General features: G+C 73.8%; 9 protein-coding genes and 1 pseudogene. 4 read left to right on the plus strand and 6 right to left on the minus strand.

The features are described from left to right. Nucleotides 1-131: 131 nt before the first annotated feature. Nucleotides 132-1,097 (minus strand): hypothetical protein, encoded by a 966-nt coding sequence (locus NRO40_RS06485; RefSeq protein WP_257375347.1) that lies wholly within the window; start codon nucleotides 1,095-1,097, stop codon nucleotides 132-134. 5 nt (nucleotides 1,098-1,102) lie between these two features. Beyond that, nucleotides 1,103-1,729 (minus strand): papain-like cysteine protease family protein, encoded by a 627-nt coding sequence (locus NRO40_RS06490; RefSeq protein ID WP_058945377.1) that lies wholly within the window; start codon nucleotides 1,727-1,729, stop codon nucleotides 1,103-1,105. Between the two features lie 226 nt (nucleotides 1,730-1,955). Here NRO40_RS06490 and NRO40_RS06495 point away from each other — a divergent pair, with 226 nt between their 5' ends. Then, on the plus strand, nucleotides 1,956-2,918 hold the full coding sequence (locus NRO40_RS06495) for a hypothetical protein (protein WP_058945376.1): 963 nt from the start codon (nucleotides 1,956-1,958) through the stop codon (nucleotides 2,916-2,918). A gap of 24 nt (nucleotides 2,919-2,942) precedes the next feature. Here NRO40_RS06495 and NRO40_RS06500 read toward each other — a convergent pair whose 3' ends face one another. Both NRO40_RS06500 and uvrA read right to left on the minus strand, forming a co-directional pair. Further along, nucleotides 2,943-3,371, minus strand: coding sequence for a Rieske (2Fe-2S) protein (locus NRO40_RS06500; protein WP_058945375.1), 429 nt, complete (start codon nucleotides 3,369-3,371; stop codon nucleotides 2,943-2,945). A 156-nt stretch (nucleotides 3,372-3,527) separates the two neighbouring features. Next, a complete protein-coding gene (gene uvrA / locus NRO40_RS06505; RefSeq protein ID WP_058945374.1) occupies nucleotides 3,528-6,539 on the minus strand; it encodes an excinuclease ABC subunit UvrA in 3,012 nt (1,003 codons plus the stop codon). A 196-nt stretch (nucleotides 6,540-6,735) separates the two neighbouring features. Between uvrA and NRO40_RS06510 the strand changes: the two genes are divergently transcribed. The 3 genes and pseudogenes from NRO40_RS06510 to NRO40_RS06520 all read left to right on the plus strand — a co-directional run. Beyond that, on the plus strand, nucleotides 6,736-7,425 hold the full coding sequence (locus NRO40_RS06510) for a maleylpyruvate isomerase family mycothiol-dependent enzyme (protein ID WP_058945373.1): 690 nt from the start codon (nucleotides 6,736-6,738) through the stop codon (nucleotides 7,423-7,425). Nucleotides 7,426-7,434: 9 nt separating this feature from the next. Further along, the gene (locus NRO40_RS06515; protein WP_058945372.1) at nucleotides 7,435-8,091 is read left to right on the plus strand and encodes an MBL fold metallo-hydrolase; all 657 of its coding nucleotides are present in this window, start codon (nucleotides 7,435-7,437) and stop codon (nucleotides 8,089-8,091) included. 138 nt (nucleotides 8,092-8,229) lie between these two features. Then, nucleotides 8,230-8,758 (plus strand): annotated as a pseudogene (locus NRO40_RS06520) (MFS transporter); the annotation flags it as partial. A gap of 154 nt (nucleotides 8,759-8,912) precedes the next feature. On the opposite strand, the gene NRO40_RS06525 reads toward NRO40_RS06520, so the two are convergent. Then, complete coding sequence (locus tag NRO40_RS06525) at nucleotides 8,913-9,890, minus strand: TerC family protein (protein WP_257375348.1); 978 nt, start codon at nucleotides 9,888-9,890, stop codon at nucleotides 8,913-8,915. Nucleotides 9,891-10,166: 276 nt separating this feature from the next. Continuing rightward, a complete protein-coding gene (locus NRO40_RS06530; RefSeq protein ID WP_058945507.1) occupies nucleotides 10,167-12,140 on the minus strand; it encodes a TerD family protein in 1,974 nt (657 codons plus the stop codon). Nucleotides 12,141-12,148: the final 8 nt, after the last annotated feature.

Raw genomic sequence — 12,148 nt, forward strand, 5'->3', positions numbered from 1 at the left:
GCGGTGACGCCCGGGTCCGGGGCGGGGGCGGGGCCGGGAGGGCGCGGGGCCGCCGGTTCGGGCCGGTACGGTCGGCCCGAACCGGCGGCCCGGGTGGGGGGTGGCGCGGGTCCGGCAGGACCGGGCGGCGGTCAGCGCTCCCGTCGCCGAAGGCGCGGGCGCACGGCCACCAGGGCGGCCGCCAGCAGCGCCGCTCCGGCGGCGGCCGCGGCGGTCCCGGGGAGCCCGGTGGCCGCTTCGGCGGAGCCGGTCGCGGCGGCGCCCGCGACCGGCGGAGCGCCAGGCGCCGTGACCGGGGAGCCGCCGTGCCCGGAGGAGCCGGCCGGGACCGGGGCGGCCCGGACGGGGCCGGTGTCCGGGCGGGCGTCGGGAGCCGTGCGGGCGTCGGGAGCCGCGGTGTCGGTGTGGCTGATGGTGCCTTCGGGGCTCGTGGGTCCGTAGCCGCCGGCCTTGCCCGCGCGGGCGTAGGCGGAGCCGGGCAGCTTGTCGCCGTAGGCCGCCGCCACCCGGGCGCGGTACGCGGCGAGCGTGGTGCCGCCGGCGCCGACGGCGCGTACCGCGTCCTCGTCCAGCGGCAGCACCCGACCGCCCCCGTGGACGTACCAGGCGTCGATCTGCGGCTCGCGGAAGACCGTTCCGCCCGGGAGCACCCTGGCTCCGCGCTCCACGAAGTGGATCTCGTCGTCCCCGGTGGCGATGTTCACGACCCGCCAGCCGCCGCCCTGCCGGACGCTCCACACCGACGCCTCCCGGCCGTCGGCCGCGACGGCGCGGGCGGCGTGGAACTCGACGCGGGCGACGGGCGCACCCGCCCGACCCGCGACGAACTCCGGGGACAGGACGTGGACGGCGACGGCGCGGCCCTCGATCCGGGGCCGGTCGGTGGCGTCACCCCGGGCCACGGCGCCGCCACGGCCGCGCTCGCGGCCGAAGAACCGGGCCAGCGTGTCCAGCGTCGCCGGGGCGGCGGCGGCCTCGCGGGGGCCGGGGGCCGGGTCGGCGGGGAGCGGGGCGGCGGTCGCGGTCGGGGCCGCGAGCGCCAGGAGGGCGGTGGCGGCGAGTACGGCCGCGGTGGGCCGTGCGTGCGGACGCGTCATCGGGCTCACGCTCCGATCCGGTAGAGCGAGTGGGTCCAGGAGAAGGAGGAGTTGGCGACGTACCAGTCGTGCGCGGCCCAGTTGTAGCGGTCGCTCGAGGGCCACGGGTCGCCCCAGTAGACCCAGCCGCGGGCGTCGTCGTAGCCGTACAGGACGTGCATGTGGCCGCCGCCGCCCGACCACTGGATACGGGTCTCGACGGGCCGGTTCGCGTTGATCTCGGTCTGGACGGTGCTGTAGCGGAGCCAGCCGTCGACGTACGAGCCGGGGTTGACGCCGGCCCAGCGCAGTCCGGTCTGGACGTTGCCGAGAGTGGCCTGCCAGTTCGGGCAGTCGTAGCCCTGCCGGCGGTCGAAGGCCGCGTTGCAGAACTGGTTCTGGCTGTACGAGCGGCCGAACCAGGTGGCGATGGTGTTGCCCGCGGCGGCCCAGCACCAGTTGGTCTTCTGCTGGGCCTGCATGGTGATGTCGAGGCGCTTGGCGGCCAGGGCCGCGGCGGGGCGGTGGGCGGGGTCGTGCGGGGCGGCGGCTGCGGTGGCGGTGGGGAGGGCGAGGAGTGCGGCGCAGACGGCGGCGGCGAGGCCCGCGCGCCGTCGGCTCCGTGGCGGCTGCTGGTCGGTGGGGGTGCGCATCGCGTTCCTCCGAAGGGGATGTGGGGAGGGAGGAGCGCGTCCGGACGCTGCCGGAAGCATCGATCGTTGTCGCGAGCAGGTCAACACGCTTCAATGCGGGATGACGCCGTGGTGTGAGCGGAAGCGGTTGACGTGTGAACGACCGGGCCCCGTCCGACCTGCCGCGCGGTCCGCGCGGGCGCGGCGTCGTACCACCCCGTACGTGAACGTTCACTGAGGAGTCCTCGTGCGACACCCCGAGGCCGAGGCCGATCTGGCACAGCTCCTGCGCACCGGCCCGTTCCACCTGGCGCTCCGCGCGGCGCTCGCGGCGCGCGGACTGCCGCTGCAGCGGGTCCGGCACCACCTGGCGCACCGCGGCATCACGGTGGGGGTGACCAGCCTGTGCTACTGGCAGCAGGGGGCGCGCCGACCGCAGCGGCCCGAGTCGCTGAAGGCGGTCAGGGCCCTGGAGGAGCTGCTGGAGCTGCCCGGCGGCTCCCTGATCCGGCTGCTCGACGGCCCCGCGGCCGGTGGTGGCACGAGCGGGGCGGGGGTGGAACGCGGTGAGGTGGTGCGACCGGCGGCGCGGTCGTACCGGGCGCTGGTGGAGGCGTCCGGGGTGGTGGAGGAGCTCATCGCGGGGCTGGGGCTGCCCGCGGACGGCGGGCTGCACACGGTGGGGCACCACGAGCGTGTGCGCATCGGGGCAGGCCGGCAGCTGGTGGGGCGCGACTCGCTGCACGTCCTGCGGGCGCACCGGGACGGCGTGGACCGGTACGTCGCCATCCACCACGGGGACCCGGGCTGCGATCCGGAGCGGGTGGAGGTGCGGGCGGGCGACAACTGCCGCACGGGGCGGGTCCGTTGGCACCGGGAGACGGGCGTGGTCGTCGCGGAGCTGCTGTTCGACGCGCGGCTGCGCGCCGGGGACACCTACGCCCTGGGGTACGCCTTCGAGGACGGGACGGGCGGGCAGAGCGCGGAGTACGTGCGCGGGTTCAGCTTCGCGGGCGGGCAGTACGTGCTGCAGGTGGGGTTCCACGAGGACGCGCTGCCTGTGCGGTGCCGGCGGTTCGCGCAGGCGTCGGCGGGGGCGCCGCGCGGGGCGCGGGGCGAGCTGACGCTGAGCGGCCGGCACCGCACCGTGCACTTCGTGGAGCAGGGGGTGCGCCCGGGGATCCTCGGGATCGACTGGGACTGGGAGTAGCGGGCCGGGGGGCTGCCCCGACGGTCAGTCCTGGGGGCCCGCGACGAGGTTGCCGTTCTTGACCGTGACGGGCACCTCGGGGAGCGGGACGGTCGCCGGGCCCTTGACGACGTGGCCGGTGGTGACGTCGAAGCGGCTGCGGTGGCAGGGGCAGTTGCCCTCGTTCTCCTCGATCTTGTCGAGCACGCAGCCCGCGTGGGTGCACTGGGCGCTGAAGGCTCGGTACTGGCCCTTGGCGGGGCAGTGCACGAGGAGGCGCTGCTCCCGGTAGAGCTTGGCGCCGCCGACCGGCACCGCGTCCGCCGCGCCGAGGTCGACCGGTGCGGTCGGGGTGGGGGTGCGCGCGTGCCCCAGCTTGGAGTCGGTGGAGCAGGCGGCGGTCCCGAGCCCGGCGGCGCCGGCGAGGGCGGCGCCTTTCAGCACGGTGCGGCGGGTGGCGGGCTGGCCGGGCATGGGTGCTCCACGGGGTACGGGTACGGGGTACTGCGGGTACGGACCCGACGATACCGACGCAGACCCCCGCACCTTCCGGCGGGCCGCCGCAGCGGGCCGGACCGGGGCGGACCGCCTCGCCGCGGGACCCGTGGGCCCCGCGGCGAGGGAGCGGTGTCAGCTCCCGGTCGCGCGGGACGCGGCGGTCTTCTTGACCGTGGCCTTCGCCGCCGCCTTCGTCGCCGCCGCCTTGGTCGCCGTGGCCTTGGTCGCCGCCTTCTTGGCCGTGGCCTTCTTCGCCGGGCGCCTGCCCACCGTCTTCACCTGGGTGGCGTCGCTGATGCGGCCGGCGTCGAGGATGTCGCGCAGGAACTTGCCGGTGTGGCTGGCGGGCTCGCCCGCGACGGTCTCCGGCGTCCCCTCGGCGACGACGATGCCGCCGCCGCTGCCGCCCTCGGGACCCATGTCGACGAGCCAGTCGGCCGTCTTGATGACGTCGAGGTTGTGCTCGATGACGATGACGGTGTTGCCCTTGTCGACCAGGTTGGACAGCACCTTGATCAGCTTGGCGATGTCCTCGAAGTGCAGACCCGTGGTGGGCTCGTCGAGGACGTACACCGTGCGGCCGGTGGAGCGCTTCTGCAGCTCACTGGCGAGCTTGACGCGCTGCGCCTCGCCGCCCGACAGCGTCGGCGCGGACTGGCCGAGCCGGACGTACCCGAGGCCGACCTCCGTGAGCGTCTTGAGGTGCCGGGAGATCGTCGGCACGGCCTCGAAGAAGTCCAGGGCCTCCTCGATCGGCATGTCCAGCACCTCGGCGATGGACTTGCCCTTGTAGTGGACGTCCAGGGTCTCCCGGTTGTAGCGGGCGCCGTGGCAGACCTCGCACGGCACGTAGACGTCCGGGAGGAAGTTCATCTCGATCTTGATGGTGCCGTCGCCGGAGCAGTTCTCGCAGCGGCCGCCCTTGACGTTGAAGGAGAACCGGCCCGGCAGGTAGCCGCGGACCTTCGCCTCCATCGTCTCGGCGAACAGCTTGCGGACGTGGTCGAAGACACCGGTGTACGTGGCCGGGTTGGACCGCGGGGTGCGGCCGATCGGCGACTGGTCGACGTGGACGACCTTGTCGACCTGGTCGTCGCCGTCGACGCGGGTGTGGCGGCCGGGCACGGACTTGGCGCCGTTGAGCTCGCGCGCCAGGTGTGTGTACAGGATGTCGTTGACCAGGGTCGACTTGCCGGACCCGGAGACGCCGGTGACCGCGGTGAGCACGCCCAGCGGGAACGACACGTCGATGTCGCGCAGGTTGTTCTCGCGGGCGCCGTGGACGGTGAGCATCCGGGCGGGGTCGACGGGGCGGCGGACGTCCGGGACGGGGATGGCCCTCTTCCCCGCCAGGTACTGCCCGGTCATCGACGCCTCGTTGGCGAGGAGCTCCTTCAGCGGTCCGGAGTGGACGACCTCGCCGCCGTGCTCGCCGGCGCCGGGACCGATGTCGACGACCCAGTCGGCGACCTTGATGGTGTCCTCGTCGTGCTCGACCACGATGAGGGTGTTGCCCATGTCGCGGAGGCGGACGAGGGTCTCGATCAGCCGGTGGTTGTCGCGCTGGTGCAGGCCGATGGACGGCTCGTCGAGCACGTACAGCACGCCGACCAGGCCGGAGCCGATCTGCGTGGCGAGCCTGATGCGCTGGGCCTCGCCGCCGGAGAGGGTACCGGCGGCACGGTTGAGCGAGAGGTAGTCCAGGCCCACGTCGACCAGGAACCGGAGGCGTTCGTTAACCTCCTTCAGCACCCGCTCGGCGATCTTCTTGTCGCGGGCGCTGAGGGTGAGGCGGCCCAGGAACTCGGCGCACTCGCTGATCGACATGGCGGAGACGTCCGCGATGGACCTGTCCATGACCGTCACCGCGAGCACGATCGGCTTGAGCCGGGTGCCCTCGCAGGTCGGGCAGGGCACCTCGCGCATGTACCCCTCGAAGCGCTCACGGCTGGAGTCGCTCTCGGCCTCGCTGTGGCGGCGCTTGACGAAGGAGACGGCGCCCTCGAAGGCGGGCGTGGTGTAGGCCCGCTCCCTGCCGTACCGGTTGCGGTAGCGGACCTCGACCTGGGTCTTGTGGCCGTACAGCAGGGCCTTCCTGGCGCGCTGGGGCAGGCCGGCCCAGGGGATGTCCGTGCGGAAGCCGAGCGCCTGCGACAGTCCGCCGATCAGGCGGCCGAAGTACTCCTTGGTGTGGCCGTGCGACCAGGGGTGGATGGCGCCCTCGTCGAGGGAGCGGTCCTCGTCCGGGACGATCAGCTCCGGGTCGACCTCCATGCGCGTGCCGATGCCCGTGCAGTCGGGGCAGGCGCCGAAGGGCGAGTTGAACGAGAAGGAGCGGGGCTCCAGCTCCTCGAAGGACAGGTCGTCGTACGGGCAGTACAGGTGCTCGGAGTACATCCGCTCGCGCTCGGGGTCGTCCTCGGGGAGGTCGACGAAGTCGAGCACGACCATGCCGCCGGAGAGGCCCAGCGCGGTCTCGACCGAGTCGGTCAGGCGCCGCTTGGCGCTCTCCTTCACGGTCAGGCGGTCGACGACCACCTCGATGGTGTGCTTCTCCTGCTTCTTCAGCGTGGGCGGCTCGGTGAGCTGGACGGTCGTCCCGTCCACCCGGGCCCGGCTGTAGCCCTTGGTCTGGAGGTCGGCGAAGAGGTCGACGAACTCGCCCTTGCGCTCGCGCACCAGCGGCGACAGGACCTGGAAGCGGCTGCCCTCGGGGAGCTCCAGCACCTTGTCGACGATGGCCTGCGGCGACTGGCGGGAGATCGGCCTGCGGCACTCGGGGCAGTGGGGCTTGCCGATGCGGGCGAAGAGGAGCCGGAGGTAGTCGTAGACCTCGGTGATGGTGCCGACCGTGGAGCGCGGGTTGCGCGAGGTCGACTTCTGGTCGATGGAGACCGCCGGCGAGAGGCCCTCGATGAAGTCGACGTCGGGCTTGTCCATCTGGCCGAGGAACTGCCGGGCGTACGAGGAGAGGGACTCGACGTAACGGCGCTGGCCCTCGGCGAAGATCGTGTCGAAGGCGAGGGAGGACTTGCCCGACCCCGAGAGTCCGGTGAAGACGATGAGGGAGTCGCGCGGGAGGTCGAGCGAGACGTTCTTCAGGTTGTGCTCGCGCGCGCCACGGACGATGAGACGGTCGGCCACGCCGGGTCCGCACCTTTCTTGAGAGAAGCGGGGGCACTGGCCCCCGTCCCAGACTGATCCAGCCTATGGGGGCCGTCAGGTGGATGAAGGCCTGACTTCCAAGGATGCCTCCACCGAGCGTATAGCACGCACATTCGATTTAGGTCCGCGCTCAGTCACCTTCACCCGAACGGGTGGTGGCGCTACTGTCAGCAGCATGATCGACCACGCCCATGACCTGGCCTCCGTGGAGGAGGCGACCGAACGGCTGCTCACCGCGGTCTCGGCACTCGACGATTCCAACGTCGCGGAGGGCTCCCGTCTTCCCGGCTGGAGCCGCGGACATGTCCTCACCCACCTCGCGCGCAACGCGGACGCCCTCGTGAACGTCCTCCAGGGCCGCCCCATGTACCCCAGCGCCGAGGTGCGCGACGCCGACATCGAGCGCGGTGCCCCGCGCCCGCTCGCCGAGCAGCTGGACGACCTGCGGACGTCGGCCGCGCGCTTCCGCGCCGAGGGCGAGGCCCCGGCGGACTGGGGCCGCACGGTCGAGCTCCGCAACGGCGTGACCGACCGGGCGGCGCGGGTGCCGTTCCGCCGCCTCGCCGAGGTCGAGCTGCACCACGTCGACCTGGGTGTCGGCTACGAGCTGGAGGACCTGCCCGACGCGTTCACCGAGCGCGAGATCGACTTCCTGGCGGCCCGGTTCTCCGGCCTCCCGGACGTCCCCCCGGTCACGCTCACCGCCGACGACGGCCGGACCTGGACGACGGGCGGCGGCGCGGCCGGCGGACCGGTCGCCGTGCGCGGCGCCGCGGCGGACCTCCTCGGCTGGCTCGCGGGCCGCCGCGACGGCTCCGCGCTGAAGGTCTCGGACGGCCCCCTCCCGGCCCTGCCCCCGCTATAGGGTGATCCCATGACGTACAGCGGAGCGGTGAAGGTCGGCGGACCCGCGGACGTGCACGAGTTGACGGACCTGATCATCTCGAAGGTCGCCGTCGGTCCGATGGACAACAACGCGTACCTGCTGCGCTGCCGGGCCACCGGCGAGCAGCTGCTGATCGACGCGGCCAACGAGCCGCGGACCCTGCTGCGGCTGATCGGTGACGACGGCGTCGCGTCCGTCGTCACCACCCACCGCCACCACGACCACTGGTACGCGCTGGCCGAGGTGGTCGCCGCCACGGGCGCGCGCACGTACGCGGGGCGGTACGACGCCGAGGGGATCGAGGTCCCGACCGACGTCCTGGTCGAGGACGGCGACACGGTCCGGGTCGGCCGCGTCGAGCTGACCGCGCGCCACCTGAAGGGCCACACGCCGGGCTCGATCGCCCTCGTCTACGACGACCCGCACGGCCACCCCCACGTCTTCACCGGCGACTGCCTCTTCCCCGGCGGCCTGGGCAACACCCACAAGGACCCGGAGGCGTTCGCCGGCCTGCTCCACGACGTGGAGACGAAGCTCTTCGGCGCCCTCCCGGACGAGACCTGGGTCTACCCGGGCCACGGCAGGGACACCACGCTCGGCGACGAGCGCCCGCAGCTCCCGGAGTGGCGCGCACGGGGCTGGTGAGACGCGCGGGACCGCGTCCCGCGCCTCCGCGCGCCCCGTGACCGGGGCGCGCGCCGCACCGTTGGCGCGGCATGCGCCAGAGTCACCTCCCGCCGTCCGCGTCGGCGCCCCCGGACGGGCCGTCCATGGGCCGGCTCGCGGCTGGGGGTGGACCGGACGGTCATGCTGGCGTGCGTCATGGCGGCGGTGGCGGTGAAGGGGGCGCTCACGCCGCTGGTGGCGCTGCTGGCGGACCGCTACGGGCGGCGGCCGATGTGCCTGGCCGGGTGCGCGGCGAGCGCCCTGTGGATGTTCCCGATGGCGGGTCTGCTCCACACGGCACGGCCGGTGCTGATGTTCGCGGGGATCCTGGGGGCGCTGCTGGCGTTCGTGACGATGTTCGCGGTGGTCGCCGCGTACCTGCCGGAGCTGTACGAGCCGAGGGTGCGGTGCACGGGTGCGGCCTTGGGGTACCAACCTGGCGGGTGTCCTCGGTGGGGCGCTGACCCCGATGGTGGCGACGGCCGTGTCCGGCCGGGCGGGGCCGCCGTGGGGCGTGGCGGCGTACCTGACCGGGATCGCCCTGCTGAGCCTGGGCTGTTTCGCGCTGCTGCCGGAGACCCTGCCGGCCGCGGTGGCTTCGGGTCGGGCGGGCGCGCAGGAGGCGGAGGAGCCCGCGGTGGTCTGAGGGCGCGGCCGTCGAACGGGGCCGTGCACGCGCGTCGTCCGCGCGCGTCGTCCGTGCGCGTCGTCCGTGCGCGCCGCCCACCCGGGCCGCTGACGCGTGCCACCGGCCGGGGCGCGCGGGCGGCCCGGCCGGTGGTGCGGTCACCGGGGTGCGGTCATCGGACCTTGACGGACTTCTCCTCCTCCGCGGCGGCCTTGCGGCGGGAGGCGACGAGGCTGGTGATGGTGGTGATGACCAGCACGCCGCAGATGACGGCGAGGGAGACCGGGATGGAGATCTCCGGGACGTGCACCCCGGACTCGTGCAGGGCGTGGAGGATGAGCTTCACGCCGATGAAGCCGAGGATCACGGACAGGCCGTAGCTGAGGTGGACCAGCTTCCGCAGCAGACCGCCGATGAGGAAGTACAGCTGCCGCAGGCCCATGAGGGCGAAGGCGTTGGCCGTGAAGACGATGTACGGGTCCTGCGTCAGGCCGAAGATCGCGGGGATGGAGTCCAGCGCGAACAGCACGTCCGTGGTGCCGATGGCGAGCATGACCACCATCAGCGGCGTCAGGACCCGCTTGCCGTTGACCCGGAGGAAGAGCTTGGTGTCGTGGTACCGGTCGGCGACGCCGAAGCGCTGCTCGATCGACTTCAGCAGGCGGTTCTCCTCGTACTCCTCGTCGGGCTCGTCCGAGGAGGCTTCCTTGATCAGCTTCCAGGCGGTGTAGATCAGGAAGGCGCCGAAGATGTAGAAGACCCACGAGAAGCTGGCGATGATCGCGGCGCCCGCGGCGATGAAGATCGCGCGCAGGACGAGGGCGATGAGCACGCCGATCAGCAGCACCCGCTGCTGGAGGTGGGACGGCACCGAGAACTTCGCCATGATGAGGACGAAGACGAAGAGGTTGTCGACGCTGAGCGACTTCTCGGTGATGTAACCGGCGAAGAACTCGCCGGCCGAGCGGCTGTCCCCGAAGAACAGCAGGCCGAGGCCGAACAGGACGGCCAGGACGATCCAGACGACCGTCCAGATTCCGGCTTCCTTGATCGACACGTCATGGGGCTTGCGCCCGATGAGGAAGTCGACCGCGATCAGGGCGATGAGACCGAGAACGGTCACCACCCACAAGTTGAACGAAACGTCCACTGCGCCTCCGGCGTCGTACGGCTACTGATCAGCGTCGTCGCTGCCGGAGGTCTCTTCCACCCGGGCGTCACCCGAGGGATCGGGTGGACGGGCCGGGCCGGCGCCCCGGGACCAGGTCTCTGTCCGACCGTCCGTACTGACGGGCACGCCGCAGTGTGGGAGTACTCCCCTCCGCGTAAAAGAACCGTACACGAAACACCAAGCGAAGGTAAAGAGCACGGTCAAGGAGACGCCAAGTCCGCAGGTGGGGACCGATGTGGCGGGGATGGGTGACGCTCAGCGGCGCCACGCGCGGTGGGCCGCGGCGACCTGCGCCAGCACCTGGTGGAGCACCTCGCCGCCCCCGGGCACGAGCGGCGGCTCGTACGTCCACGCGTGACCGACCCACGGATCGGCCAGATGGTCGTCCGGCACGGGCGTCAGGCGCAGCAGCGAGCGCCACAGCGGGTCCAGCACCGGCCCGTACGCGTCGGCGTCCTCCCGGTCGGCGACCATCAGCAGGTGCACCCCCACGGCGGGGCCCTCGTCGGCGAGGTAGCGCAGCTGGGTGACGGCGCGGTCGTCGAAGCCGTGCGGGAAGTCGTTGACGATCAGCAGCTGCTGGGCGGTGTCCAGCTCCGGCGGGAGCGCGTCGGCCCCGGCACCGCCGCGCACGGCCATCTGCACCAGGTCGACGCGCTGGGTGAGGCGGGCCAGCACCGTGGCCACTCCCCCGGGTCCGGCGGCCGGCGGCTCCGCCAGCACACCCGCGGCGGTCAGCGGGGCGAAGGCGGCCGCCCCGGCCCCCGCCGGGTCGATCACGCGCACGGTGAAGTCGCCGGGCGGGTGGACGGCGAGCAGCCGCGCCGCGTGGGCGACGGCCGTGTCGAGGGCGAGGCGGCGCAGCCGGCCCTCGTCGAGGAACAGGGCCTCCCGGGAGGCGCGGCGGCCGCTGTCGACCCACAGTCCGCGCTCCAGGGGAAGCCGGACGAGCATCGGGACGCGCAGCTCGGGGCGTTCGGGCAGGTGGAGGTCGCCCAGGCGCAGCGCCATCGGGACCTCCATGGGGACGCGGTAGGCGAGCCAGGACGGGTCCTCCCAGCGCGCGAACGCGGGCGGCAGCGCCGGCTCCACCACGGCGGACTCGGCGGCGAGCTGGGCGAGGTCGCGGTCGAGGGCCGCCTTGGCCCGGTCGGTCAGCTCCTCACAGCGGGCCCGCGCGGCGGCTCGGGCGGCGTCGCCGGCGCCGCCGATGCGGCTGCGCGGGTCGGACAGGGCGTGCTCCAGCTCCTGGTCCATGCGGGACTCGGCGAAATCGACGGCGCTGCGGTACGCGGCGACCGCCCGGGCCAGGTCCTCGAACATGCCCCAGACCTGGTTGTACAGGCGCTCCTCCATCGACCAGCCGGTGGCGTCGCCGGCGACCGGTGCGGCGGGCGCGCCGGGCGTGGCCGGTGGGGCGGTCGGAGGCGGCGGCGGGGGCGCGGTGGTCTGCCGGCGGGGGTGCGTGTAGTCGACGGGGCCGGCGGAGACGGGCGCGCCGACCGGTCCCGTCCGCCCCGCCGGCGGGGCGGTGGACGCGTGTGGCGGCTGGGAGCCGTGGGGCGACGGGGGCGAGGTGGGCGTCGCGGGGGCGCCCGCGGGGGCCAGCGGAGCCGTGTCGCGGCGCGCCCTGTCCCCCTCGGGGGTTCGCGGCGGGGGCGTCGCGACCGTACGGTCGAGGCCGCCCGCCACGGCGTCGTGGACGGCCGCCGCCACGTCGGCCGCGCGCTCGACGCCCTGGTCGTGCAGGAGCGCCGCGAGGCCGCCCGCGTAGCCCTGGCCGACGGCGCGGACCTTCCAGGCGCCCTGGCGGCGGTAGAGCTCCACGGCGACGACGGCGGACTCCGGGTCCAGACCGGTGAGGGTGAACGTGACGACCTCGGCGCCGTCGAGGGCGGTGACCGCGACGAACGGCGCCGCCACGAGCCCGAACCGGCCGGGCCCACCCGTGCCGACGGGAAGGGCGAGCAGGACGGCGACGCGGTGCGCGTCGGCGGGCAGGGCGTCCAGGTCGACGGCGAGCCGGTGCTCCGCGGCCGCCTGCCGCGACACCTCGACGCCCGGCAGGCACGGCGCCCCCGGGTGGGCCAACCGCTCGGGCCCGGCGACGGTCCCGTCGGCGTCCACCAGCGACGCCGCGGCCACCAGCGGCACGCCGGACGACACCCGTACCTCCAGTCGGGTCTCGGGCAGCGGGTGGTTCTGCCCCCGGACCAGCTCGGCCGTCATCGCCTGTC

Origin of the sequence: Streptomyces changanensis (genome assembly GCF_024600715.1) — a bacterium.
Taxonomy (GTDB): Bacteria; Actinomycetota; Actinomycetes; order Streptomycetales; family Streptomycetaceae; genus Streptomyces; species Streptomyces changanensis.

What these genes read in the sequence shown, in the direction of transcription:
- NRO40_RS06515 (WP_058945372.1), top strand. Translation starts at nt 7,435, where the DNA reads ATGACGTACAGCGGAGCGGTGAAGGTCGGCGGACCCGCGGACGTGCAC.
- NRO40_RS06490 (WP_058945377.1), bottom strand. Translation starts at nt 1,729, where the DNA reads ATGCGCACCCCCACCGACCAGCAGCCGCCACGGAGCCGACGGCGCGCG.
- NRO40_RS06500 (WP_058945375.1), bottom strand. Translation starts at nt 3,371, where the DNA reads ATGCCCGGCCAGCCCGCCACCCGCCGCACCGTGCTGAAAGGCGCCGCC.
- NRO40_RS06485 (WP_257375347.1), bottom strand. Translation starts at nt 1,097, where the DNA reads ATGACGCGTCCGCACGCACGGCCCACCGCGGCCGTACTCGCCGCCACC.
- NRO40_RS06530 (WP_058945507.1), bottom strand. Translation starts at nt 12,140, where the DNA reads ATGACGGCCGAGCTGGTCCGGGGGCAGAACCACCCGCTGCCCGAGACC.
- NRO40_RS06510 (WP_058945373.1), top strand. Translation starts at nt 6,736, where the DNA reads ATGATCGACCACGCCCATGACCTGGCCTCCGTGGAGGAGGCGACCGAA.